This is a genomic window from Psychrobacter immobilis (assembly GCF_904846175.1).
GTDB classification, from domain to species: Bacteria; Pseudomonadota; Gammaproteobacteria; order Pseudomonadales; family Moraxellaceae; genus Psychrobacter; species Psychrobacter immobilis_E.
In genome coordinates, this window is record NZ_CAJGZM010000008.1 from 23,759 (window position 1) to 48,426 (window position 24,668).

The window sequence follows — 24,668 nt, forward strand, 5'->3', positions numbered from 1 at the left end:
TTGACAGCATTTTTATTTTGACAGCGGTGATGAATCACTGCTTTAAGTTGTCGTTATTGCTAGTATTAGCATCATTAAAAAGGATTTTTGTACCCATGAAAAAACAAAATACTATTTCTAAATTGGTCAGTAGCACGGGCTTACAGCATGCTGGCTATTTGGCGGTTGCCAAGACGCGTGCCAAAGTATTAAAAGCTTTCGCTTACGTTGTGCCTATTAGAAGACCGATGTTATTTGTTGGTGAGACCTCGTGTGAAGATTTGTGCGACATGGTCATCAATGAAGGCAATACCAATGTTTTTATCGTTACTGACGCGGTATTAAACAAACTTGGTATCCCTGCCAAAGTCACGGATTATCTAGATAGCAAAAATATCAGCTATAAAGTCTACGATGGCATTACTCCAGACCCTACTTTTAAGGTTGTCGAAGAAGGACTACGTAAGTCTGTCGACGCTAAATGCGACTCAATTATTGCCATCGGTGGCGGCTCGGTCATTGATGCTGCTAAGATGATTGCCATGTCACAAGGCAATAACTGCAAGCCAAAACAGCTTATCGGTATCTTGAAAGCTAGAAAGCCTTCGGTGCCGCTTTATTGTATTCCTACCACAGCTGGTACGGGTTCAGAAGCGACTTTGGGTGCGGTGGTATCAGACGACAAAACGCATCAAAAAGCCTTATCTATCGACCCAAGAATGGTGCCATTAGCAGCGGCTATTGACCCAGTTATTATGAAAGGTATGCCGGCTCACATCACAGCAGATACAGGTATCGATGTCTTAACCCATGCTTTAGAAGCGTGGATGAGTGCCAATGCCAGCGTCGAGACAGATTACTATGCCGCTTCTGCGGTCAAATCTGTGATGCAAAACCTACCACTGGTTTATAAAGATGGCGGCAACCTTAAAGCCCGTGAAGAGATGGGTATTGCCGCTCATTACGGCGGTATCGCTTTTAATAAAGCCGGTCTAGGTTACGTCCATGCTATCGCTCACCAGTTGGGAGCGCATTATAGTATCCCTCATGGTCGCGCCAATGCCATCGTGTTGCCGTATGTGCTTGACGTCAATCGTAAAGGCAGCAAGAAAAGATTGGCAGAGCTGGCTCGCAAGACCGGTATGGTCAAATCGGGTCAAGCTGGCAAGAGCGATGCTGAGATTGCCGACCATCTCATCGCGCAAGTGCGCGAACTGATTGCAACGTTGAATATCGATCCAACTGTTAAGGATATGCAGAGTAGTGATTTTAGTAACATCGCCAAAGCTGCTGCAAAAGAAGTCAGCGATACTTATGCGGTACCGACTTATCTATCCGCTTCTGAAATCAAGGCTATTTTAACTAAGATTAAGCAGGTCAGTGATGAGCATGCTAGCCAAGATTCAAAAACTGATAAAGTTGCTTAATAGCTCTAATTTAATAGTCTCTAATTAACACCCTCTAAAAATAAAAAAGAGCACATTGCTGATATCGCAATGTGCTCTTTTTCTTTACTTTTTATATCTATCGCTGGTTTTATCTTAATAGATACTTAGAACGCAGGTTTACGCTTCGGCACTGCATCTAAAAATTCATTACGTGCCTGATTGTCGTGTACATACTCACCAAGCATCGCTGTGCTGCGCGTGGTCGAATGCTGTTTGTTAACACCGCGCATCATCATGCACATGTGCGCGGCGTCCATGATTACTGCCACACCGCGGCAACCTGTGACATCCATAATCGTTTGTGCTACTTGTTCGCTCAAATTCTCTTGAATTTGCAGGCGACGAGCAAACATATCAACGATACGAGCAAATTTTGACAATCCTAATACTTGACCGTTTGGTAAATAGCCGATGTGCGCGACGCCATGAAACGGCAACATATGATGCTCACATAATGAATAAAATTCAATGTTTTGTACCAAGACCAATTCACGATTGGTCGATGGAAATACAGCGCCATTAACTACTTCATCCAAGCTTTGATGATAACCCTTAGTTAAATGCGCAAACGCTTTTGCAGCGCGTATTGGGGTATCTTGTAAGCCAGGACGCTCTAAGTCTTCGCCAGTTGAAGTGATTAGCTGACGATAGGATTCAACACTTTCTTGAAAATCTGTTGCTATTGTTGGGGTATTGCTCATAAGTTTGGCAGCCATCCAAAATGTGGGTGTAGCTTAACGCTAAATCCCTAATTAACAACAGTTACAAACAACGGTTGTAAAGGATTTTTATGAAAATTGTGCAAGCTGGGAAGGGTTGTGATTATACTTGAAATCCCTTCAACTTCATACTGCTGTGGTCAGTGGATAATTGTTTAATCAGTATTAGATGTTACTATTACAAGAGATTAGGTGTCCATACCGTATAAGTAAATACAGTATACGAGTGTTTACTTAAACCAATTCGTGTATAATGGGTCATCTTTTAATTTATGCTTTTACTCGCTATTTGTGAGCGAGCTATTAAAAATAATCTACCATTTAAATCGATTTACAGGGAAATATTATGCTACTACAAGGACAACGCTTTGTCGTCACCGGCATCGCAAGCAAACTTTCTATCGCTTGGGCAATCGCTGAAGCGCTGCACCGTGAAGGCGCGTCGTTAATTCTTACTTATCCCAATGATAAAATTAAAAAACGTGTCGATATGGCCGCAGAAGCTTTTGAAGCTGATTTGGTACTTGAGTGTGACGTGGCATCAGATGAGTCGATTGCGGCCTGCTTTGAGCAAGTGACCGCGCATTGGGGCGATGGTATTGATGGTGTTGTCCACGCGATTGGCTTTGCACCGATGGATCAGTTGGATGGTGATTTTGTCAATGCCACGACTCGTGAAGGCAGCCAAATTGCCCATGATATCTCAAGCTATAGCTTTGTGGCATTAGCAAAAGCAGCACGTGAGCTGTTAGCCATGCGTCATGGTTCTATGCTGACCTTGACTTATGAAGGTAGTATTTCAGTATTGCCAAATTACAACGTTATGGGCATGGCTAAGGCCAGTTTAGAGGCCAGTGTGCGCTACCTTGCCACTTCGATGGGCGCTGAAGGTATTCGTGTCAACGCGATTTCGGCAGGTCCTATCCGTACGCTTGCGGCAAGCGGCATCAAGTCATTCCGTAAAATGCTCGATATCAGTGAAAAAATCGCCCCGCTTCAGCGCAATATCACCCAAGTTGAAGTCGGTAATGCGGCGCTATTTTTATTATCACCTTGGGCATCTGGTATCACCGGCGAGATTATGTTTGTGGATGCAGGTTTTAATACCGTCGCCATTAGTGAGCAGTTAATGATGCTTGATGAGACAAAATAGTTATTAGTAATGAGCAGTTATATCATTTAAGTAGTAGGGAAGACGGCCAATTGGCTGTCTTTTTTGGTTATAATATGAGCTTTTTGGTGTTAAGCCATTAGGCAACGAATATGATAACCAGATTACCAAAATGGATATTGTGGGGCGGCGCTGTACTGGCATTTAGTGCAGGCTGCGTCAATACGGCAGCGTTAATGGGTTTTACCAATTTATCTGTTTCGCATGTGACAGGTAACGTCAGCTTATTCTCAGCAGCAATTGCCCATTTAGACGGTCGCAGTATTCTATATATCGGTGCCTTGCTGCTATCATTTTTGGCTGGGGCAATATTAAGCGGTTTTGTGATTGGGCAAAGGTCATTGAAGCTTGGTCGGCGTTACGGTAGTGCGCTGTATATTGAAGCGGCGTTGTTATTGCTAAGTTACTGGTTATATCAGCAGCATGATTATCTAGGACAATTGGCGGCGGCGATGGCGTGCGGTTTACAGAATGCAATGGTCGCCACCTATAGCGGCGCGGTTATTCGAACTACGCATTTGACCGGTCTGACCTCTGATATGGGCGCTGCCATTGGTAATTGGCTAGCAGGTCGAAGCATTAGTAAACCGACCTTAGGTTTTCAAGCGATTATTTGGTACTGCTTTTGCGGTGGTAGTGCTGTAGGGGCTTTTTTATATGCCAGAGTCGGCTATGGTGCTTTGTTCTTACCCATTGCTATTGTATTGACTGCCGCCTTTGTCTATAACTATGCATCAGACAATCTGCCAGAAAAGAGACAGCCAAGAGCAAAAAAGCGCCCATCGGTTTGATGAGCGCTTTTTATTTTAATGTTATGAATTCATTATCCATGCTTGGCTGAATAAACTATTTATCGTCTTCTTCGTGATCTTCATGCTCATGTAGCCCTTGCATCATATCTAATGCGGAGTCATCGGTACGCTGCTGATCTTTTTTATCCAAGCCATCTTGATTGATGTCTTTTGGTGCCATTTTAGTGGTCGAATCCGTTCTATTTGCATCTGTCATAAAATACTCCTATTTGTTTTTATCAATGTCCAATAAAAATTTTTAAAAATATAGTAGGTAAGTTTATTGGCTTTTAATTTTAATTCACTCATTTAGTATGAGATAGCACTGTACGCTTGTACATACACGGTGTACGCTTGTTTAGTGACGATGTGTAACGATACATCACAAGGATTGATATTTCATAAAAAATGATTGTTTAGATACAGATGATTCAAAAGCGTATGGCAAGTTAGTAAAATTTATATCGCTAAAGGATTGTTTAATATGGTTTTATGAGAATATATTGAAGCCAGTTTTTTACTTTGCTATGACCATGTTTATTGCAAATTTAATAACAGCATCGTTAAATCAGTTTTTTGGTATATATCTGCTATGATGACGGCGTATTTTTTGCGGTTACCGGTTAATTAATGGTAAATCGCTAAAATATGCTTTTATTTTAGAGTCTTTTTATACTGTCTTTGGGGAAAATAAGGACATTTTATGTCAGAGCAAAAGTTAGATAGCCATCTTCCTGATGATGGCAATGAGTATTTATTTACCGACACCTTTCCAAAGGGTACCGGTAAAGGGTTGATAGTGGTCGCTATTGCGGCAATTATCAGTATGACTATTTATAATGTGTTACCGTACGATATAAGTGCCAATAAAGGCCTCGCGATGTTGTTCTTTATTGGCGTGTTATGGTTGACGGAAGCGGTGCATGTGACCATTACAGCGATATTGGTTGTGGTCATAGGGGCACTTATTGGTTTGCCTGACTTCGATGCTGCAATCGGCTTACAGAGCTTTGCCAACCCAATTATTTATTTGTTCTTTGGTGGTTTTGCATTGGCGGCAGCACTGCATGTACAGCAGTTAGATAGAAAAATTGCGCTCAAGATTCTGTCAATGTCAGGCGGCAATCTTAGAAACGCGGTATTCTTAATATTTGGGGTCACAGCGTTCTTATCGATGTGGATATCGAATACGGCTACTGCAGCGATGATGCTGCCATTGGCGCTTGGTATTCTAACGCAGGTTGATCGTGAAAAAGACCGTGGCACTTTTGTATTTGTGCTATTAGGTATCGCTTATTCAGCGAGTCTCGGTGGTTTGGGTACGATTGTTGGTTCGCCGCCCAATGCGATTGCCGCCAAAGCGCTTGATATCGCTTTTGTCGATTGGATGAAGTTTGGTATTCCGATGATGCTGGTGCTGTTGCCATTATTATTGGGTGCAATGTATTTATTCCTTAAGCCTAATCTTAATCGTCAGGTCACGCTTAATGAAGATGATGAGGCTATTGCATGGAATAAGCCACGTGTGCTGACGATTATTGTCTTTATCGTCACCGCACTAAGCTGGATACTTTCTAAGCAAATCGGTGCAGCACTGAATGTCGAAGATATTGACTCTATTGTCGCATTGTTAGCAGCATCAGCAGTGGTTAGCTTAGGTTTAGTTTCATGGAAGCAAGTGTCTGACAATACCGACTGGGGTGTACTCATGTTGTTTGGTGGCGGTATTGCACTCTCAACCGTTTTAAAGGTTTCAGGGGCATCTTTGGTTTTGGGTCAAACCGTTGCTAACGGACTTGCATCAGCACCAATTATCATAGTTGTACTGGCAGTTTCGGCATTTATTATCTTCCTAACGGAGTTTGCCTCTAATACCGCTTCTGCAGCTTTGTTAGTACCTGTCTTTGCTGCCATTGCAGAGCAAATGGGTCTGCCACCTGCAGTACTAGTGATGATCATCGGTATCGGTGCTTCTTGTGCCTTTATGCTACCGGTTGCGACTCCGCCAAACGCGATTGTCTTTGGTACGGGTCTGATTAAGCAAACAGAGATGATACGAGTTGGTGTCATACTTAATATCATTGCTACGTTCGTAGTAGGTTTATGGGCGTATTTTTTCTTACTATAGTTTAAGCCGTAATTTATTCGTCTAGATGAAACCCGATACTTAAGCTTAAATATCGGGTTTTTTATTTCTTTTTATTCTTAGTCGTTGTACAACATAGTAATTTGTGAGGAAGAAAAACAGGATGGTGCACTCTAATAATCAACAATTCAACACTATTGCGGCTATCTCAGACATTCATAGTAATGTCTTTGCACTTGAAGCTGTGCTTGCTGATATCAAACATCGAGATATTGATCAAGTTATTAATCTCGGCGATATTCTATATGGGCCGATTGCACCTAAAGCCACGTATGAGCTTTTAACTAAATATCAAGGCGATATTATTACTATTCGTGGTAATCAAGATAGACAGATTTATGAAGCTACGACAGTAGAGATGAAAGACAATTCTACGCTGACTTTCGTTATAAAAGATTTGCCTGAAATGGCGATAAGATGGATGCAGAACTTGCCTTTTGATTATAATTTGAATGAAGATATATATCTGTGCCATGGGTCACCAGCCGACGACATGGTATATCTATTAGAAAATATCGAAACAGGGCAGCCGACGTTGCGTAATAACGCAGATATTTTAGCATTGCTCAACGGTATCGACAGTCCAGTTATCGTATGTGGCCATACTCATATTCCGCGTACGGTAATGCTATCTACAGGACAAATTGTTATTAATACAGGTAGCGTTGGCTATCCCGCTTATACAGATGATTTACCCATCGTGCATAAAATGCAGACTTATTCGCCCTATGCCAATTACGCTCTTATTAAATGTGTTGAAAATAAACAAGGTAAACAGTGGCAAACTGAGCATATTAGAGTGCCTTACGATTATGAAGCAGCGGCTAAATTGGCGTTAGCAAATGGTCGTGAAGATTGGGCATTTGCATTAAGGACAGGGCGGGTATTGTAACTGGAAAATAGTCAAAGTGTCTTTAGATCAAGCTGATAATATTGATTGTGGTAACTATAATTCCTATATATCTAATAAGGACTAAATAACATGCCAACGCTATTTATGGTTCAACTCGGTGGTCGCCCTAAAGGTCGTTTGATCGAACAGCACGATATTTTCTTTGGTATAGCCAATCAAGTGAGTGAGCTGGTAGACGATATCAATCAGCATTGGCCTGAAGTCAAAAATAAATGGCACATTGACTCGTATCGAGCGATTAGTAAAGTTGATAATTATGCGATTAAATTGGTCGAATCAAGTAGCCAAGCGGAGAGTGCCAACGATTTAAAGTTATTCTTTATCAATTTAGGTGGTTATCAGCGCGGCAGTTTTGAGGAATTTCATTACAAACTGCTTACTGTTGCTGCTACTCAAGCGGACGCCATTAAGCAAGCAAAGCAGAGCGAGTTTTATAAAGCGTTTACTTATAAAGATAAAGAGTCGCCTTTTAATGCCGCCTCGCATATTGATGATAAGTTTGCGGTGGATATCGATGATATATACAACATCAATGACCTTATCTCAAATATTCAGCTGTTAATTGAGCCGATTACTAATGAGAGTCATGAGCTTGTGAATGCTGATGATAAAGAGTACGTTGGTTATCTCAGTATCAAGAATTTAAGGAAATTAGCATAATATGGCTTTAGATATGTACTATAAAAATGGCATCATTCGTAAAATGCGTTGCCAGATACCTGATGAGCTATTGACCACTCTTTATCAGGTCTACAATAATGCCAATTTTCCACAATTGACGTGGTTAATTGATAACCTTTATGAAAATTCGCAGATTCAGCCTGATGTCGCTAAGTCATTAGCTGATGAGTTGGTCACGTTTGAGAGATTAATACTTTCGTTGCACCTGCCTTTTCCTATGCTGTCACTGCAAAAGCTGCATACCTTCTTTACGGGAGCTGCTACTAGTCGACAGCTCATTTATACCAGTAACGCTTAATTTTACTCTTTAGGCCGTTTTCATTAGTTTTAGGGCGTGCTTGATGGATTGATGGTTTAACCATGGGCATAAAAAAACTATTACATTATGGATGCCATCAAAGCTAGGGCTCTCAAAACCGCTAAAAGATTTCAATGTGTCAACTAGGCACTATAACCATCTTGAATCATGCTCAAATTACCCCCATAATCTAACCACTTCCAAATAATAAATAGCCTAAGCAAATATGCCCAATACTTCTAAGAATGTCGCAGAAACTCCTACTGAAAATATAACCAACGAATTAAGCTCCAATCCCCTTAGCTGCAATGACATCAGCTCTAATAGATCAAGTAAAGCTGCCAACCCAAGTAATGATGACTCAAATATCATGATAAACAGCGATAACGCATCTTCGCACGCTAAGGTTGCCGCTGATTTACCAGTTTTAGCTAAAGACAGTTATTTTCTTAGCCGCTTAGAGCGTGAGCTGGCGCGTGCCGTTGTGGCTAACAGTAAGAGAGATAAGAAAGTTTCTGATAGTAAAGCAGAGGATGAGCTCGCTAAAAAACGTGCGCAGTATGACAAGATAAAAACCCGCTCACAGCAAGCGGTGCAGGCACGTATGGATAGTATCCCAGACAAACTGGCAGAAAAACTAAATCTTGATTTGCCCGTGAGTCAACGTGCTGATGATTTAATTCAAGGTATTATTGACAACCAAGTGATTATCGTCGCAGGTGAGACCGGCTCTGGTAAAACCACCCAATTACCGAAATTAGCAATGCTGGCAGGTCGCGGTATTACAGGACAAATAGGGCATACACAGCCAAGACGACTGGCTGCTAGAAGTGTGGCAAACCGTATCGCTGAAGAATTGGGTGAGCAACTCGGTAATACCGTCAGTTTCAAGATTCGTTTTAATGAACAAGGCACCGCGCAATCCGTCGTGAAGCTCATGACTGATGGTATTCTTCTGGCTGAATTGGGGCATGATCGTTTTTTAAGTAAATACGACACCATTATTATTGATGAAGCTCATGAGCGTAGCTTAAATATTGACTTTATTATGGGCTATCTAAAAAAACTACTGCCCAAGCGCCCTGATTTAAAAGTCATAATTACCTCTGCAACGCTTGATACCAAGCGTTTTAGCGAATACTTTAGCCGTTATGATAATAAGCTAAAACGCAACGTACCTGCGCCGATTTTTAATGTCGAAGGGCGTAGTTTCCCCGTTGAAGTCCGTTATCGTCCATTAACCGATGAGCCAGTAAACAGCTCTGATGATGATAGCTACGACGATTTTGAAGAGAATCTGCCACGTGCTGTGGTTGCGGCAGTCGAAGAGTGCTTTAGCGATGCACAGAATAAAGGTCATGCTGACCAAGCGGATATTTTAATATTTGCCGCGACCGAAGCAGAGATTCGTGAGCTGCAAGAGGTACTTGAGCGTCATGGGCCGAAACACACCGAAATATTGCCGCTATTTGCACGGCAAACTTACGAAGAGCAGCAGCGCATCTTTCAGCCTTCAGGTCGTGGTCGGCGTATCGTTATCGCGACCAACGTTGCTGAAACTGCACTGACCGTACCTGGCATTCGTTATGTGATTGACTTAGGATTTGCGCGGATATCACGCTATTCTTATCGCTCGCGCGTACAGCGTTTACCGATTGAAGCTATCTCACAAGCCGCTGCCAATCAGCGTAAAGGGCGTTGTGGTCGTGTCGCACCTGGCGTTTGTATTCGCCTTTATAGCGAAGAGGATTTTACTGGTCGTCCTGAGTTTACAGAACCTGAGATTTTACGTACCAATCTTGCATCCGTTATTTTACAGATGGCCAATCTGCGTTTAGGCAGTGTCGATGACTTTGCCTTTATTGAGCCGCCCGATAGCCGTTTGGTCACTGATGGGCATAAATTGCTTGATGAGTTAGGCGCGATTACCTCTAAAAATGAAGTAACTACCACTAAGCAAACTACCAAGCCCAAAAAAGGTCTTGATCATCTGGTTCTGACAGCGACTGGTCAAAAGATGGCACGTATGCCCATTGATCCAAGGCTAGCACGTATGTTGGTTGCTGGTTCTGACTTTGATTGTATCCGTGAAATGCTCATCGTTGTCGCTGCGCTTGCCGTCCAAGATCCACGCGAGCGTCCAGTAAATAAGCGCCAGCAAGCGGATCAAAAGCATGCTGAGTTTCGTCAAGATGACTCTGACTTTTTATTCTATCTGAGCCTGTGGAAAGCGCTGTTCGAAAAAGATGAAGACGGCAACAAGTTGTCTGGTAATCAGCGTAAGAATTTTACCAAGAAAAACTATCTGAGCTTCCCGCGTGTCCGCGAATGGAGCCAAACCCATCGCCAGCTAGTACAAATGGTTACTGAGCTGAAGCTGACCGATGTTAAAGATGTACAAACTACTGATAAAGGTAATGATAAAAATACTTCATTAGAGAATACTACTAGCGACCCTACCGGGATTGAAGATGAAGAACTCAAAGCCGTTAAATATGCCAATTTACATCGCGCGCTATTGACAGGTTTGTTATCTACGATTGCTCATAAAACCGAAAATCGTGGTGAATACTTAGCGGCTCGCCAACAGAAAGCCAAAATCTTCCCCGCGAGTACGGTGTTTAAACAAGTGCCGCCTTGGGTCATGGCCTTTGAAGTGGTGGAAACATCGCAAGTCTTTATGCGTACCGTTGCTAAGATTGAACCAGAATGGATTATCTCAGCGGCAGGCGACTTATTAAAATATCACTACTTTGAGCCGCATTGGTCGAAAAAGACGGGTCGAGTCAAAGCATACGCACAGATTAGCTTATTTGGTCTGATTATTATTAGTAAACAGCTGACCAACTATGAGCAAGTGAACTTGGCTGAGTCGCGAGAAATCTTCATCCGTGATGGTTTGGTGACCGGTAATTTAGGTCGGCAAGCGCCATTTTTACAGCATAATATGGATAAAATCGCTGATATTGAACGCATCGAAGATAAATTGCGTCGTCGTGATTTATTGGTCGATGAAGAAGCGCTGTATCAGTTTTATGATAAAAAAATTCCCGAGCATATTGCCAGTCGCAAAGCGTTTGAGGATTGGCGTGCCGAAGTGGAAAAAACCGATGCTAAATATTTATTCTTTACCGATGATGATGTGCTTAATAGCCAAGCGCCAACGACAGGCGATTTCCCAGAAGTTTGGAAATTGGGCGATTTAAAATTACCGCTGCGCTATGTCTTTGATCCCTCGAGCGATGATGATGGCGTAACCATTCGCGTACCACTGGTAGCGCTACCGCAGCTTGATGCGATCGAGCTATTGTGGGGCGTACCCGGTTGGCGCTATGAGCTGGTATTGCAATTGCTCAAGTCATTGCCCAAGGATATTCGCCGTCAAATCGTACCGATTCCCGACACGGCCGATAGCTTGTTTGATGAATTGCAGCCCTCTGGTGGTCAAGGCTTGCTTAAGCAGCTATGCCAAGCATTAAATCGTCGCGGCATTATGTCAGTGACGCCAGATAGCTTTAATCCTGCTAGTATTGATCGCTATTTGCAGCCGCAAATCTGCGTGGTCGATGACAAAAACCGCATTATCGAAAAAGGTCGCGACCTGCAAACGCTGCAAATTCGCCATGCTAGTGAAACCAGACAAGCGGTGAATGAGCAGCAGGGAACGCACACCGAATTCCCTGAGCATTTTGCCTTTAGCAAAAACCATCATAGCGCAGGCGTGGTGATGAAGCAGTTTGCTGCCTTGGTTGCCGACGCGTCAGGCGAAGCGGTATCGATTCATCAATATACTGATGTGAATGCAGCGTTGCAGGCGCACCGTATCGGGGTTTTGACCCTGATTAAAGGTAAACTTGGCGCGAAGAAAAAACAGCTCACTAGCCAAATCGATAAGATATTCAAATTGGCGTTTGCGCCACTCGGGGATATGGAAAAGCTGAAAACCATCGTTATCGATGCAGCATTGGATGCAGCGCTTGAAGAGCATTACGTGTTATTTGATCATAGTGCTGATTTACCTGAAAGTGCTGATGATAGTGCTGTGGCGCTTGCAGAAGAATTGCCCTTTACACCAGAAGAGTATGAAAAAACCTTGGAAGTGGTGGCGGGAAACTTCCTATTGACCGGTCAAAGTGTGATAAAAACGCTTAAAAATGTCTATACGCGCTGGCAACGTATTCGCCAAAGTTTATTGATGCTTGATCGTGAGATATTTGGCGAGTCTATCGAAGATATCGAAGACCAGCTAGGGGATTTGCAGTTGGCTGATTTTGTTTATCGCATGGATTATAGCCATTGGCAGCAGTATCCGCGCTATTTGGAGGCATTAGAGATTCGTATCGAACGCCTTGAGCATAATATTGAATCCGACCTCGACGGTGTCTATGCCCTTGATGAGCATATGGAGCGGCTGGCAAATCGTGCCAATGATAAAGCCATCAGTGACTACCGCTGGATGGTGGAGGAATATCGCATTCAACTCTTCGCGCAACCGATGAAAACCCGCATGGCGGTATCACCAAAGCGTCTAAGCAAGATGTGGGATAAGATGAGTTAAGATGGGATTTTATCTTATAGTGTGTAGGGTACGCCTAGCGCACCATTTTCATGAGATGCATTTCTTATCGGTGCGCTAGGCACACCCTACGTAAACTATTGTTTGAGTGCGTCAACCTAAGGCAAAAATATTTTTATTTATCATATTTAAAAAGTTTTATCCAGTGTTTATGATTATCAAAGGTAGTTACCAGAGTTTATACCAATTTATCCATCATACTAGGATATTTAATCCAGCGGTAATCATCAACTTTAAACTCTCTTACATTAGTAAAGTCAGACCAAATTAACTGACTTCCTTTTGTCCATTTTAAAGATTGAATTCGAGTGTTTACTCGCAATTTCTCTTCATTCTTAGCAGGTCTTAGTTCTCCTAATTTAGCGTATAGTCTTACACCTGGGTAATCGTCGAATTGCCCTTTGATAAAAGATGATAACCAAAAACACTTGCTTGAGTTGACTGCGCTAATACAAACATTATTGTTTTGTCTTAAGTTTTCTGCTAATTGTTCAGAAAAAGAATCGAATAGAAATCCTGTCCCATCTTCATTTAGAAAGACAGTTCCTATCGGAGTAATATTTGGCATTCCATTCTTAGAAACACTGGCAATATTTGCATGCATATTCGATTTTTGAGCCTTAGCAAAGACTTTTTTGATTGTATTCCAATTGATTAGATCTATATCCATTTTTATTAGTTCCATTTGTTTTGTTAAATGATACTAAGATTAAAAAATAAAAAGTGCAAGTAACATGTATTGTACGTACGATTTTTATATGATATCTCTCTCATTAATACGCTAAGCGCACCCTACACAAACTTAAATCCTAAATAGAAAAAAAGGCCAGATTAGCAATCGCTAACCCAGCCTTTTTATTCAGCTAAAGCCAAATTATAGTAAGGCTCTAACTTTTGGATAAACCATATTGGCAGGAGACAAGATGTCATCTAGCGTCTCTTTATCCATCAGTTTTTCTTCTAATACGATGTCATACACACTACCACCAGTCTCTTGTGCTCTTCTCGCAACAAAAGAAGACGCGTCATAACCAAGATGTGGGTTTAGCGCAGTGACCAGCCCGATATTATTGAATACCTCGACGCTACACGCCTCATTATTCATCATCAGACCATCGATACAGCGAGTGGCAAACATCTCACAGATATTGGCCAGCATGCTCATGCCGGTAAACAAGTTAAAAGCAATCACTGGCTCAAAAACGTTTAGCTGTAGCTGACCATTTTCTGACGCCATAGCGATGGTATGATCGATACCCATCACATGGAAGCAAGCTTGGTTCACCACTTCTGGAATAACTGGGTTTACTTTACCGGGCATAATTGAGCTACCAGGCTGCATTTCAGGCAAGCGATATTGCGCCAAACCGGCACGCGGACCAGAAGATTGCAAACGTAAATCATGGGCAATCTTAGATAAACGGGCAGCAAAAAGACGCAAGTTGCCAGACAGTGCAACATAAGCACTGGTGTCTTGCGTGGCTTCAATCAAGTCTTCAGCGATATAATAAGGTCTGCCAGTCAGCTCTGATAAGCTCTTGGCAACCTCTTCCGAATAGCCAGCTGGGGCATTCAAACCCGTACCAATCGCCGTACCGCCCATATTGATTTCATGAAATAGCGCACGAGTAGATTCGATACGATCCATCTCTTTTTTGATCATGGTTGCAAAGGCATTAAACTCTTGACCTGCAGTCATAGGTACCGCGTCTTGTAAATGCGTGCGACCCATTTTTAATTGATCAGCAAGCTCAACGCTTTTTTTCTTAAGGCTGGTATGTAATATTGCCATCTTATCTAATAAGCGTACGCAGTAATCATCCAAAGCGACATTCATCGCCGTAGGGTAGGCGTCGTTGGTCGATTGTGACAGGTTGACATCGTTATTCGGATGCACGTGTTGATAATCGCCTTTATCGTAGCCGAGGATTTCTAGGGCTCGGTTGGCTATCACCTCATTGGCATTCATATTGGTTGATGTACCTGCGCCGCCTTGGAACATATCAACGATAAATTGGTCGTGATATTTATTATCGATTAAGTCGTCACACGCTGCAGTGATAGCATCCTTAACCGTATCATTGAGGACGCCTACTTTATTATTGGCAATAGCCGCCGCCTTTTTAACGGTGGAAAAAGCACGAATGAAGGTAGAAAACTGATTTAAGCGCACACCACTGACGGTGAAGTTTTCAAAAGCACGTAAGGTTTGTATGCCGTAGTAAGCATCAGCGGGAACGTCACGATAGCCGAGTAGGTCATGTTCTTGGCGAGTAGCAGTAGTCATTCAATAAAATTCCTTTCAATAAAAAGCCCTGATTAAGACGCAGTGAGACCGTCATTTATTAAAATGACAGTAGTTGCATCACATTGGTAAATCAATACAATCAACATTCAAGCATAAGCCTTTTATAAGGTGATTAATAATGAATATTTATTGCACGATGCATATTAAAACAAAAAAGTTTATATGATAAATGGCTGGTGATAAATGTTTTCGATCATACAAATTGGCTGGCTAATACGTCTGATTGCCATTCAAGGCTGACCGAAGTTTCACCCTTAATTCAAGTCTGCTAAAATCAATCAAGTAAGACATATAGATAGGATAAGTGATTAGCAATGATAAAATGATAAGTAGTGATGATATCAGCACAATTGAGAATATAAACAGACATCTACTGTACTATGTTTAGATGAGTAAAGCGACAAGGCGTTGCACCTTATATCTCATAAGTTAAAAAGCAAAGACAATTGATTCTGTCTTTGCTTTAATAATTACGCCAAATATTCATATTTATGATTGAGCTTAAGGTTTGGCTCTTATATTTTCTGTCACCACACCCATGCCATAAAACAACAAGGCGATAAGCGTCAAGGCGACGATAAATGGTGTCAAAACCCAAATCACAATATTGATTAGCAATGATGATAATAAGCCATTAAAGATAATGGTGTGGGGCGCGATAAAATCGGTGACGACATCAACTGCACGTTTGGCAATCGGGAAGAGTAGCGTACTGATAGCCAAAATATAGAGATATTTTGCGAAGTCAGGATTGCTTGAGAGGACTATGAAGTAAAACCCCAAGTAATAGGTAATACCCAAAGCCCAACATTTGAGAGTATAGCTGAAACGAATCATGTGACTTCCTCCCCAAAAAAACTGCTTGTGATTTGACGTTTTATTAAAGGCGCGCTAGTAGGTTGAAGAGCGTCAAAATATATGCAATATAGTGAATATATTTATATATGTTATATTATGAATATATGAGTGAAGTCAATGATTTTCTGCGTTAACCGCAAGTTTAATCACTAAGCCTATAAATAATTTAAAAATAGCCTAAGCAAAAATAGATAAAGAAGGATTAAAATATGTGGAACGAGCGCTATGACGAAGCAGAGTATGTCTTTGGTACAAAACCTAATGATTTTTTAAAAAATGAATTTTCAAAAATACCGATAGGTGGCAGCGTTTTATGTTTGGCTGAAGGTGAAGGTAGGAATGCGGTGTTTTTGGCGGAGCAAGGATACCAAGTGACTGCCATGGACTTATCTGATGTGGGTTTAAACAAAGCACTACAGCTAGCGAGAGATAGAGGCGTTGATATCATCACTCAAGTTGCCGATTTAGCCGACTATGAGTTTGGTGAAGCACAGTGGGATGGTATTGTTTCTATCTGGGCGCATTTGCCAAAAGAAGTACGCCAGCGCGTTTATGCACAGATTGTACCGGCGCTCAAGCCAAATGGTGTGTTTATCCTTGAAGCTTATACAGAGCAGCAACTGACCATGGAGGCAATCGGTGGTCCGCCGGCTACGCAAAAAGAGCGCTTTGGTTCGTTAGCAGTCTTGCGTAGCGAGTTGGCAGACCTCGAAGAAATAACGGGTGTGGAAAAGCAGCGCATGATTTCTGAAGGTAAGCGCCATCAAGGTTTGAGTGCAGTGGTACAGTTTATCGCCAAAAAAACAAATAGTGAATTATTGAGTTAATCAATTATTCAACTATCTAATTTTTCAATCATTCAACAATCTTTGGCGGCAGATAAATAGTAAATGTATTTAATGGTTCAATGAGCACGCTATAAGGGTGATTTTGCTCTGATAGCGTGACAATGCCTGAGTCTGACAACAGCTTAAAATTGGCAGCAATCAAAGACGCTGGCTGAACTTCAAGTCTTTTATGCCAAACTCGATAAGTACCAAGCTTGCCATCACGGCGATGATAAAAGCCTGCTAGCGGATGGGTCAAATAAACAAGCGCCGATTCGGTATCAGGGAAGCCCGGGAATGAGAAATTATCCACTGTATTTTGTGCAAGAGATACCGACGCCGCTGCCCATTCTGATTCAGCGTTAACAGAATACCTTACATACCTGCCAGTTGCGTCATCAAATTGACAATCAAAAGTTATCTTCGCACTATGCCAAGGTAGGCTCCATAAGTATCTTGGCACTGCCAATGTCCAAGAATCTAAAGTCGTGCCCAGAAACCACACACAGCGCTCACCCGTTTCTGTATCGATGATATAAATACGGTAGTTGGTCTGTCCCATTGTGAAGGTTGGAAAAGGATAAACCGCAGAAGTGAAATCAACATCGATAAAGGGTACGACAGAAATTAAACCTTTTTCTTCACCATCTACCATCACTGTGTCAAGCTTAAACCTAGCAGGAAATATTCCCTCAAACCTTTCTGTTGGCACTGCATAGGTAATAATAGAAAAATGCTTTAAGCCGCAAACAACGTCGATACCGGTCGGCTTAGGTCTGTCATGTAAATAATCCTTAAAACGTCGTAGTTCTTGCACGATACTTCCTTATAAACATGAATTTAGGCATTAATTCATAAACGTGATTGTCAGTTTTGATAATACAGTTAATGCTTGTATTCATGGGTATAAAGGATGAGCTGGTGATTCATTCCAATTGTTTAATTCCAAGTATTTAATCATAAGTAATTAATTTTAGGTATGCAATTCACCGCTCGGACTGATGCCAAATAACCGTTTATATTCTCGGCTAAACTGACTTGGGCTTTCATAACCGACTTGCATGGCGATTTGGGCAATTTGAGTGTCATTTGCTTGAATCAGTCGTCTTGCTTCCATTAAACGTAGACTCTTTTGATACTGTAGCGGGCTTAACTGAGTAATTTCTTTAAAATGATGGTGGAACCCTGAGACACTCATGCCGCAGCGACTGGCCAATTCTTCTATGACAATTGCCTCACTTAAATGCGTCTTTATCCAATCGGTAGCTTTGCTAATACGGTGCGTATGGCTGCCATTGACTACCAATTGGCGCAATTTATTGCCTTGCTCTGCTATAAGCAGACGATAGTAAATTTCTTGCTGAATTAATGAAGCCAGAAAATCAATATTGTTTGGACAATCAAGCAAGTGTATAAGACGCTCAAACGCCGCCATTATAGTACTGTCTAATTGCCACTTTATTCCTAAATGACCTTCAGCGTTAGGTTGTTTAGGCGGTGTTTTTACTAAAACCTCACTAATCATGGCAAGGTTTAATTTCATAGATAGCACGATGACCGGACGCTCTATCGAAGCATGCTTTATGTGCATGCTTAAAGGGATATTAACTGGGCAAAACATTAGATTACTCTTATCGAACCTTTGGCAGTCGGCACCCAAATAAATCTCGCGCGCACCTTGTAAAACGATGCAGATACTAGGTTCTTGAATATAGCTAACGGCTTTACTGGGTTTATCAGCACAGTAAAAAAACAAACCTGGAATAGCAGATTCGATGGTTTTGTTTCTAGGCAATATCGACAGTAGTTGCTCAATGGTTGATTGGTTCATTAGGTTTTCTTATTTTATTCAATTGCTCGATACTATAGATATTTGTAGGATTGGGCAAGACGTTTGTAGCTATGTTCTAACAGATTGTATCGCTGACTCTTATACTAGCCTTATTGAGACTAATGCAGCCTCATTACTGATTTAATCAAATTTTTTTTAAATAAAACACCATAAGGAATAGATAATGAAAATATTTTATAAAACTCGCGCCACTGCAACGGGCGGTCGTTCTGGTCATACCGGTCTTGACGATGGTTCATTAGGTTTTGATTTGGTTTCTTTTCAAGAGCAAGATAAAGAAGGGGTCAATCCAGAACAGCTTTTTGCCATGGGTTACGCGGCTTGTTTTGATAGCGCTTTAAATATGACGGCGCAGCAAATGAAACTGCCTATCACTGCTTCAAAAACCTCGACCCAAGTTGGTATTGGTATGAAGGCCGATGGCAGCTATAACTTAGATATAGATTTGTACGTTGAGGTTTCTGGTATCGATGAAGCACAAGCGCAAACGCTTATTGAAGCTGCTCATCAAGTCTGCCCGTACTCCAATGCCACTCGCGGTAATGTCGATGCACGTTTGCATGTGACGGTTGTTTAAGCAGAATTGATACTGACTAAGTATTAACTGATAGCTATTACCGAATAGCAATTATCTAATAACTATAAAAAAATATAAAAATAATAATACTTTCAACTGCTTGGGTACATGAAGTATTCAAGCAGCTTTTTAATGAGTGATGCAATTTTCATAATTAAAATCAAATTATTAAATACAAAAAATGAGTTGCGTACAAAAAAGAGCCAGTAGTTTGACTACTGGCTCTTTTTTTAAATAGATTTTAGTAAAAATACAGATTTTGCTTAAGTAATTACCAGTTGTTATTTATGGTTATTATAGTTGGCAGTTAACTTGGTATTCTTGACCGTTATCTGATTTGATGGTCATGATGCCATAATCTGCTTTGGTGTGCCAATCGTAAGTAGTTTTAGGGTTCACGTCGTTGACATAACGAGCGCCAGAACCTGATACCGCTTGCTTCATGCTAACTTTAGCGTTGTTTAAGCCAACTTTAGGCAAGGTAACATTTAGGTTGGCAGCTTGGCCGTCTGCAGTATAGGCAGCAGTGACCTGACCATTGTCTTCACAAGTGAATGACTGAACTACTTGTTGAGTGTTGGTCGTTGGCGTAGTAGTAGTTGGTGCATTGGTTGCACAAGCAGCTAGTAATACGGCAAAAGGTGCTACTGCTAATAATTTTTTCATAATATCCCTCAAGTTTTAGTGTGAATTTTATTTTTTACGCTGAGCGGTATGATACAACAGAAAATGTAATTTCGTGTTGTGGTTCGAGTTTAGGAAAGTAACATCGGCTAGCGGATTTATGACTGAGTAGTATGGCTGGTCAAGCTTTAATCGCTAGAGGCTTATTAGATATCTGCTATCAAACCATTTTTTTTGGTCGATTTTTATTTAAGATAAATATCAACACCGCGCCTAAGATAACCGAGCTTGCGATAATAAATTCTAAGGTAAGCTGCTCAGACAAAAACACCACGCCCATAATTGCTGCAAGTACGGGAACACAAAGCTGTATCACCGCAGATTGGGTCGTTTTTAATAGTGGCATAGCCACATACCAAATACTGTAGCCGATGCCAGAGGCTATAGCACCTGACGCTACCGCTAGTATGACACCCGTCATACTTATGGTTGAGAGGTAACTCATACCGATTAGCGCTAATATAGGCACCACAGCTAGGCTCCTTAAAAAATTAAAGCCAGTCGTTCTGAGAGGTGATACGCAGGTTTTGCCACGTATGCTATAGATACCCCATGCGATACCGCTTATCGCCATTATAAGCGCCCCAGATAGGGATGGCATGGCCGCAGATGGCAGCATTAAATATATAAAGCCTATCAATGATATCAAAAGCGCTAGCCACTGCACGCCATTCAATCGCTCTTTATTATAAATTCCCCAACCAATCATCGTAAGCTGCACCGCGGAAAACAAAATAAGCGCACCCGTACCGGTATCAAGTGCTTGGTAAGCCACCGAAAAACAAATGGCATAAATGACCAAGCTGATAGCACTCAACCAATCACCTTTTTCTTTTAGAACATTCTTATCAACACTGCCCGTCTGTTGTAAAGCCGTCTGTTTTAGGCTGCTTTGTTTTAAACAGGTTCGTTTTAAAAAATTCGCCTGCAGCAGCATGATAAGACCAAGGCATGCAGCGCCGCTGAGCAAGCGGATAGCGGTAAAATTCCAGGCATCAATCGCACCTTCTGCCAGTGCCATTCTGCAAAGTAACGAATTGGCGGCAAAGGCTATTAAAGCGATAATCGTATATAAGGCGGCTTTCAAAAATAATTCCTACAATCATTAACAAAGTTTTTGCATAAAATAAAACACTTCTAAACAGCAAAGCTTTGATGCCAGCATAAAAATAACAATAAGGAAAAACACATGGATTGGGCAAGTATCTTTGTTTATGACACCACATGGGCATTTGCCGCTGAAATACTCATACGCGTCACGGTAATGTTTACGCTTATTATTTTGTTTTTACGCTTTACCGGTAAGCGCGGCGTGCGGCAGCTGTCTATCTTTGAGCTGACGATTATCTTGTCACTTGGCTCTATCGCCGGTGACCCGATGTTCACCGAGGACTTGCCCATTATCCAAGCGGTGCTCATCATGAGTACCGTTATTATTCTTTATCGTCTATGTACATGGGCGATGATGAAGTTTGAATCTTTTGAGTATCTATTAGAAGGCAAAGCGCTTTATATTGTCGAGGACAGCATGTTGGTTCTTGATAAGATAAAAAAGGGCGAAATGTCGCATGATGAGTTTTTTGCCGAAATGCGCCAGCAAGGGGTTGAGCATTTGGGACAGGTGCGCACTGGTTTGCTTGAGACAGATGGGGAATTTAGTATCTTATTATATGCGCCTGAAGACACCTGCTATGGCTTGCCGCTTTTCCCTAAGCAGTATCAGCCCGTCAAGCAGATAGAGCCAGAGGTGTATTATGCTTGTATGTATTGTGGCTACGTAGATTTTATTTCAAGCCCCAATCAAGTATGTAAGCGCTGTGAGAATGACTGTAAAAACTGGGCTAAAGCCTTAAATAGTAAAATTGTTAGATAGTTAATGAATGACGCAGGATTTTACCATATTTGTTTAAACAATCTAACGACGTTAAACTGTGTTAAATAGCCTAAGCGTTTTTATCTAATTACAATCACTCTAATAATTTTACGACTTGTTGAACCCGTTCATCTCTGTCACCACCGATACGTTGAAAAGACTTATTATGCAAAGTTAATTGGCTGGCAAAATAATCGCTGATGTCTTCACGTTGATGCGGACTATCACGTAAATCATCGGCGACCCAAGGGATATCCACTTCGGTCAATAAAATCATATCATAATGGTGCGCTAATGCTGCTTGGGTAAGTGCTTTAGGGCAATCGCCATAATACCAGTTGGAGTAGACCATAAGCTCAAATAAACTGGTGTCACAGAATAAATGATGGTTGTTGTTAGACGTTTGCGCAGCTTGTTTTGCAAGTTCGTTTTCCAATTCAATTTGACCTTGTGCGATGGGCAGTAAGTCATCCCACGTACAGGTCAGCTGCTCATTATCCCATTTCGCTTGCAGATAGCTGCGCATATACTCTGGAACCCAAGGACAGCCAAAATGCGCAGCCAAATCGCGGCACAAAGTGGTCTTGCCAGTACTTTCTGCCCCCAGTATGGCGACCTTGATGACAGATTTAGGCGTATGCTGCGTGAGATTGAACGCGGTAGCGTCGTTGCCATTCATAATATGCCCAGATTGCGATAAGAGTGAAGACTACATATTGTAGCGACGTAAAGGTAAGACCTTTATAAAAATAGAGCGGTACTGAAATGGCATCAGCAACAATCCATAGCAGCCAATGCTCAATCTTGCGCCTTGCCATTAGCCACATTGCCATCAAAAAAAGTGCCGTAGTCAACATATCAGTATAGTCTACCCATGTAAATAAATGCACACCAAGCTCAGCGCCATCAAAGCTAAAATTATTATTGATGACGGGTCTAAAGTAGTATACCAAGGCGACAAAAGCGATGGTAGCTGCTGCTAGGGCGCTCAGTATGGGCACATCTTTTTTGTTTACATGCTCAACGTCAATGGCATATTGGGCGTCCGTATTTTGCACGCGCTCCTCTTGCTGCTGGCTGGTTGGGTTTATATGATTTTGATGCTTTTTGATTGCTGTATTGTGCTTATTCTGCGTCCAATTTATCCAACCATAAATACTCATGATACTGTAATAGGCGTTGATAAACATATCGCCGAATAATTGCCACTTCCAAAGCAGATAAACAAAAATAGCGGTGCTAACTAGCCCAACAGGAAAAACTAAAATATTGGTTTTGCTGGCAAGTAAAACGCTGCTGACCCCAAATAGAACCGCGATTAATTCTAAAGCGATAAATAGGGTCGGGTAGTCGGCATATTGCCCGAATAACCAGTTTAGGAGTTCTGCCATTACTGTTCCAAAGTCAAAAAGTAAAAAGAAGAGGTAGATAATATCGGTCGAGTTTATAAAATTTTAACGAGTCAGTGGCAATTAATTCCAATTAGTGACGGTGAGTCGCAAGCAAAACAGTCGTAACCAAAAATATCTATATTGGATAAAATAATGCAACCAAGCCTTGATAATCAACGCTGATTATAGCGCAGCTGTCGAGAAATGAAGCCAATATTTACTTATTCTCATTAAGAAGCTGATTATTTGTAACAAAGTATTAGAAAAATTATATTATTCAGGCATAATAAAGGCACTTATTTTAAGTTTACAGTTATTCACCGAAAATTAGACGACTGTTGTTTTTCTCCACTTTTATGCTTATTTCAAGCACCATCGTAGTAGACAAGGATGCGCATCATGACGACTTGTATCACGGGCACCGGCCTGTATATTCCCCCTTATAGTATTAGTAATGAAGAGCTAGTAGATTCATTTAACCAGTATGTTGATAATTATAACGCCAAACATGCTGACTCGATTGAAGCAGGAACGGTTACGGCGCTAGAGCATTCATCAGCGGCCTTTATCGAAAAAGTATCTGGTATCAAATCCCGTTATGTGATGGAAAAAGACGGTATCTTAGATCCTGAAATTATGGCGCCTGTGATTCCTTACCGCAATTTGGGTGAAGAGCTATCAATCATGGCAGAAATGGGCACGGCAGCGCTAGAAGATGCGCTAGCAGATGCGGGTCTAGAGGCCAATGATTTAGACGGTATCATTCTTGCATGCTCAAATTTTCAGCGTACTTATCCTGCGGTTTCTATCGAGATTCAGGATGCAATCGGTATGGTTGGCGGTTTTGCTTATGATATGAACGTGGCTTGTAGCGCGGCGACTTTTGGTCTATCGCAAGCACATGGCTCAATCGTCTCGGGTCTTGCCAAACGCGTTGCCGTAGTCAACGTCGAGATTACCTCAGCGCATCTAAACTGGCGCAACCGTGACAGCCACTTTATCTTTGGTGATGTGGCAACGGCTTCTATCGTTGAAGAGCTTGATACGCCAAAAGGTTATGAGATTTTAAGCACCAAGTTGTTCACCCAGTTTTCAACCAATATCAAAAACGAATATGGCTTTATGGACCGCTCTGAGTTCTTAGCGGCGCAGACTGAGATGTATCCCGATATCAAAGAGCCAGTTACCGACAAGCTGTTTTTGCAAAATGGTCGTAAAGTATTCCGTGAAGTTTGTCCAAAAGTCTCAGAGATTATCACTGAGCATCTGCAAGAAAACGACATCGCAACGTCTGACGTAAAAATGATGTGGTTACACCAAGCCAATGCCAATATGCTTGATTTAATCTTGCGTACGGTAGTTGGACGTGATGCCGATAAGGCGATTGTGCCAAGTGTTATAGCTGAATTTGCCAACACCAGCTCCGCCAGTCCAATGATTGTCTTCCATCGCTATAAAGATGCGCTAAAATCTGGTGATTTGGGCGTTATTTGCTCGTTTGGTGCAGGTTACTCAATTGGTTCGGTACTGGTTCGTAAGGTTTAATAGTTAGTCAAAGCTCTGTTATAACCATAAA

Annotated in this window: 23 protein-coding genes; 12 read left to right on the top strand and 11 right to left on the bottom strand. The window is 41.7% G+C overall.

Annotated elements, in window-relative coordinates:
* Positions 1 to 95: 95 nt before the first annotated feature.
* A complete protein-coding gene (locus tag JMW39_RS10470; RefSeq protein WP_201546412.1) occupies positions 96 to 1,406 on the top strand; it encodes an iron-containing alcohol dehydrogenase in 1,311 nt (436 codons plus the stop codon).
* A gap of 125 nt (positions 1,407 to 1,531) precedes the next feature.
* Here the strand turns inward: JMW39_RS10470 and folE are convergent, their stop codons facing one another.
* A complete protein-coding gene (folE, locus tag JMW39_RS10475; protein WP_227679490.1) occupies positions 1,532 to 2,128 on the bottom strand; it encodes a GTP cyclohydrolase I FolE in 597 nt (198 codons plus the stop codon).
* Between the two features lie 364 nt (positions 2,129 to 2,492).
* Here folE and JMW39_RS10480 point away from each other — a divergent pair, with 364 nt between their 5' ends.
* Both JMW39_RS10480 and JMW39_RS10485 read left to right on the top strand, forming a co-directional pair.
* A complete protein-coding gene (locus JMW39_RS10480; RefSeq protein WP_201546414.1) occupies positions 2,493 to 3,299 on the top strand; it encodes an enoyl-ACP reductase in 807 nt (268 codons plus the stop codon).
* 110 nt (positions 3,300 to 3,409) lie between these two features.
* Positions 3,410 to 4,108 carry a YoaK family protein gene (locus tag JMW39_RS10485; RefSeq protein WP_201546415.1) on the top strand — a complete coding sequence of 233 codons (699 nt, stop codon included), beginning with the start codon at positions 3,410 to 3,412 and terminating at the stop codon, positions 4,106 to 4,108.
* 55 nt (positions 4,109 to 4,163) lie between these two features.
* Here JMW39_RS10485 and JMW39_RS10490 read toward each other — a convergent pair whose 3' ends face one another.
* Positions 4,164 to 4,325, bottom strand: a complete 162-nt coding sequence (locus JMW39_RS10490; protein WP_201546416.1) for a hypothetical protein — start codon at positions 4,323 to 4,325, stop codon at positions 4,164 to 4,166.
* Positions 4,326 to 4,811: 486 nt separating this feature from the next.
* On the opposite strand from JMW39_RS10490, the gene JMW39_RS10495 reads away from it, so the two are divergent.
* The 5 genes from JMW39_RS10495 to hrpA all read left to right on the top strand — a co-directional run bounded on the left by JMW39_RS10495 (position 4,812) and on the right by hrpA (position 12,704).
* A complete protein-coding gene (locus JMW39_RS10495; protein ID WP_201546417.1) occupies positions 4,812 to 6,236 on the top strand; it encodes an SLC13 family permease in 1,425 nt (474 codons plus the stop codon).
* 121 nt (positions 6,237 to 6,357) lie between these two features.
* A complete protein-coding gene (locus tag JMW39_RS10500; protein ID WP_201546418.1) occupies positions 6,358 to 7,146 on the top strand; it encodes a metallophosphoesterase family protein in 789 nt (262 codons plus the stop codon).
* Positions 7,147 to 7,236: 90 nt separating this feature from the next.
* On the top strand, positions 7,237 to 7,827 hold the full coding sequence (locus JMW39_RS10505; protein ID WP_201546419.1) for a DUF1543 domain-containing protein: 591 nt from the start codon (positions 7,237 to 7,239) through the stop codon (positions 7,825 to 7,827).
* Position 7,828: 1 nt separating this feature from the next.
* A complete protein-coding gene (locus JMW39_RS10510; protein WP_201546420.1) occupies positions 7,829 to 8,146 on the top strand; it encodes a hypothetical protein in 318 nt (105 codons plus the stop codon).
* Positions 8,147 to 8,516: 370 nt separating this feature from the next.
* Positions 8,517 to 12,704, top strand: coding sequence for an ATP-dependent RNA helicase HrpA (gene hrpA / locus JMW39_RS10515; protein ID WP_201546482.1), 4,188 nt, complete (start codon positions 8,517 to 8,519; stop codon positions 12,702 to 12,704).
* A gap of 196 nt (positions 12,705 to 12,900) precedes the next feature.
* Here the strand turns inward: hrpA and JMW39_RS10520 are convergent, their stop codons facing one another.
* From JMW39_RS10520 to JMW39_RS10530, 3 genes are all read right to left on the bottom strand, one after another.
* Positions 12,901 to 13,392, bottom strand: a complete 492-nt coding sequence (locus JMW39_RS10520; protein ID WP_201546421.1) for a pyridoxamine 5'-phosphate oxidase family protein — start codon at positions 13,390 to 13,392, stop codon at positions 12,901 to 12,903.
* A 204-nt stretch (positions 13,393 to 13,596) separates the two neighbouring features.
* The gene (locus tag JMW39_RS10525) at positions 13,597 to 15,009 is read right to left on the bottom strand and encodes an aspartate ammonia-lyase (RefSeq protein ID WP_201546422.1); all 1,413 of its coding nucleotides are present in this window, start codon (positions 15,007 to 15,009) and stop codon (positions 13,597 to 13,599) included.
* 522 nt (positions 15,010 to 15,531) lie between these two features.
* A complete protein-coding gene (locus JMW39_RS10530) occupies positions 15,532 to 15,867 on the bottom strand; it encodes a hypothetical protein (RefSeq protein ID WP_201546423.1) in 336 nt (111 codons plus the stop codon).
* Between the two features lie 230 nt (positions 15,868 to 16,097).
* Between JMW39_RS10530 and JMW39_RS10535 the strand changes: the two genes are divergently transcribed.
* The gene (locus JMW39_RS10535; protein ID WP_201546424.1) at positions 16,098 to 16,715 is read left to right on the top strand and encodes a class I SAM-dependent methyltransferase; all 618 of its coding nucleotides are present in this window, start codon (positions 16,098 to 16,100) and stop codon (positions 16,713 to 16,715) included.
* Between the two features lie 28 nt (positions 16,716 to 16,743).
* On the opposite strand, the gene JMW39_RS10540 is transcribed toward JMW39_RS10535, so the two are convergent.
* The gene (locus tag JMW39_RS10540) at positions 16,744 to 17,532 is read right to left on the bottom strand and encodes a DUF2071 domain-containing protein (RefSeq protein WP_227679491.1); all 789 of its coding nucleotides are present in this window, start codon (positions 17,530 to 17,532) and stop codon (positions 16,744 to 16,746) included.
* Between the two features lie 156 nt (positions 17,533 to 17,688).
* Positions 17,689 to 18,546, bottom strand: a complete 858-nt coding sequence (locus tag JMW39_RS10545; RefSeq protein ID WP_201546425.1) for an AraC family transcriptional regulator — start codon at positions 18,544 to 18,546, stop codon at positions 17,689 to 17,691.
* A gap of 184 nt (positions 18,547 to 18,730) precedes the next feature.
* Here JMW39_RS10545 and JMW39_RS10550 point away from each other — a divergent pair, with 184 nt between their 5' ends.
* Positions 18,731 to 19,144, top strand: a complete 414-nt coding sequence (locus tag JMW39_RS10550) for an organic hydroperoxide resistance protein (RefSeq protein ID WP_149489453.1) — start codon at positions 18,731 to 18,733, stop codon at positions 19,142 to 19,144.
* A 294-nt stretch (positions 19,145 to 19,438) separates the two neighbouring features.
* On the opposite strand, the gene JMW39_RS10555 is transcribed toward JMW39_RS10550, so the two are convergent.
* Complete coding sequence (locus JMW39_RS10555) at positions 19,439 to 19,810, bottom strand: MliC family protein (RefSeq protein WP_201546426.1); 372 nt, start codon at positions 19,808 to 19,810, stop codon at positions 19,439 to 19,441.
* 178 nt (positions 19,811 to 19,988) lie between these two features.
* Complete coding sequence (locus tag JMW39_RS10560; protein ID WP_201546427.1) at positions 19,989 to 20,915, bottom strand: DMT family transporter; 927 nt, start codon at positions 20,913 to 20,915, stop codon at positions 19,989 to 19,991.
* A 102-nt stretch (positions 20,916 to 21,017) separates the two neighbouring features.
* Here JMW39_RS10560 and JMW39_RS10565 point away from each other — a divergent pair, with 102 nt between their 5' ends.
* The gene (locus JMW39_RS10565; protein WP_201546428.1) at positions 21,018 to 21,701 is read left to right on the top strand and encodes a DUF421 domain-containing protein; all 684 of its coding nucleotides are present in this window, start codon (positions 21,018 to 21,020) and stop codon (positions 21,699 to 21,701) included.
* Positions 21,702 to 21,795: 94 nt separating this feature from the next.
* On the opposite strand, the gene JMW39_RS10570 is transcribed toward JMW39_RS10565, so the two are convergent.
* Together JMW39_RS10570 and pnuC are read right to left on the bottom strand one after the other, a co-directional pair.
* Positions 21,796 to 22,380, bottom strand: a complete 585-nt coding sequence (locus JMW39_RS10570) for an AAA family ATPase (RefSeq protein ID WP_201546429.1) — start codon at positions 22,378 to 22,380, stop codon at positions 21,796 to 21,798.
* Positions 22,331 to 23,092 (bottom strand): nicotinamide riboside transporter PnuC, encoded by a 762-nt coding sequence (pnuC, locus tag JMW39_RS10575; protein ID WP_201546430.1) that lies wholly within the window; start codon positions 23,090 to 23,092, stop codon positions 22,331 to 22,333. Before pnuC ends, JMW39_RS10570 begins: the two co-directional genes overlap by 50 nt.
* 399 nt (positions 23,093 to 23,491) lie before the next feature.
* On the opposite strand from pnuC, the gene JMW39_RS10580 reads away from it, so the two are divergent.
* On the top strand, positions 23,492 to 24,637 hold the full coding sequence (locus JMW39_RS10580) for a beta-ketoacyl-ACP synthase III (protein ID WP_201546431.1): 1,146 nt from the start codon (positions 23,492 to 23,494) through the stop codon (positions 24,635 to 24,637).
* Positions 24,638 to 24,668: the final 31 nt, after the last annotated feature.

Bases quoted from the DNA above. Each gene is read 5' to 3' on its own strand.
- folE (WP_227679490.1), bottom strand. From the start codon at position 2,128: ATGAGCAATACCCCAACAATAGCAACAGATTTTCAAGAAAGTGTTGAA.
- JMW39_RS10550 (WP_149489453.1), top strand. From the start codon at position 18,731: ATGAAAATATTTTATAAAACTCGCGCCACTGCAACGGGCGGTCGTTCT.
- JMW39_RS10580 (WP_201546431.1), top strand. From the start codon at position 23,492: ATGACGACTTGTATCACGGGCACCGGCCTGTATATTCCCCCTTATAGT.
- JMW39_RS10525 (WP_201546422.1), bottom strand. From the start codon at position 15,009: ATGACTACTGCTACTCGCCAAGAACATGACCTACTCGGCTATCGTGAC.
- JMW39_RS10505 (WP_201546419.1), top strand. From the start codon at position 7,237: ATGCCAACGCTATTTATGGTTCAACTCGGTGGTCGCCCTAAAGGTCGT.
- JMW39_RS10520 (WP_201546421.1), bottom strand. From the start codon at position 13,392: ATGGATATAGATCTAATCAATTGGAATACAATCAAAAAAGTCTTTGCT.
- JMW39_RS10470 (WP_201546412.1), top strand. From the start codon at position 96: ATGAAAAAACAAAATACTATTTCTAAATTGGTCAGTAGCACGGGCTTA.
- JMW39_RS10495 (WP_201546417.1), top strand. From the start codon at position 4,812: ATGTCAGAGCAAAAGTTAGATAGCCATCTTCCTGATGATGGCAATGAG.
- JMW39_RS10490 (WP_201546416.1), bottom strand. From the start codon at position 4,325: ATGACAGATGCAAATAGAACGGATTCGACCACTAAAATGGCACCAAAA.
- JMW39_RS10570 (WP_201546429.1), bottom strand. From the start codon at position 22,380: ATGAATGGCAACGACGCTACCGCGTTCAATCTCACGCAGCATACGCCT.
- hrpA (WP_201546482.1), top strand. From the start codon at position 8,517: ATGATAAACAGCGATAACGCATCTTCGCACGCTAAGGTTGCCGCTGAT.
- JMW39_RS10565 (WP_201546428.1), top strand. From the start codon at position 21,018: ATGGATTGGGCAAGTATCTTTGTTTATGACACCACATGGGCATTTGCC.
- JMW39_RS10500 (WP_201546418.1), top strand. From the start codon at position 6,358: ATGGTGCACTCTAATAATCAACAATTCAACACTATTGCGGCTATCTCA.
- JMW39_RS10530 (WP_201546423.1), bottom strand. From the start codon at position 15,867: ATGATTCGTTTCAGCTATACTCTCAAATGTTGGGCTTTGGGTATTACC.
- JMW39_RS10480 (WP_201546414.1), top strand. From the start codon at position 2,493: ATGCTACTACAAGGACAACGCTTTGTCGTCACCGGCATCGCAAGCAAA.
- JMW39_RS10485 (WP_201546415.1), top strand. From the start codon at position 3,410: ATGATAACCAGATTACCAAAATGGATATTGTGGGGCGGCGCTGTACTG.
- JMW39_RS10545 (WP_201546425.1), bottom strand. From the start codon at position 18,546: ATGAACCAATCAACCATTGAGCAACTACTGTCGATATTGCCTAGAAAC.
- JMW39_RS10555 (WP_201546426.1), bottom strand. From the start codon at position 19,810: ATGAAAAAATTATTAGCAGTAGCACCTTTTGCCGTATTACTAGCTGCT.
- JMW39_RS10535 (WP_201546424.1), top strand. From the start codon at position 16,098: ATGTGGAACGAGCGCTATGACGAAGCAGAGTATGTCTTTGGTACAAAA.
- pnuC (WP_201546430.1), bottom strand. From the start codon at position 23,092: ATGGCAGAACTCCTAAACTGGTTATTCGGGCAATATGCCGACTACCCG.
- JMW39_RS10510 (WP_201546420.1), top strand. From the start codon at position 7,829: ATGGCTTTAGATATGTACTATAAAAATGGCATCATTCGTAAAATGCGT.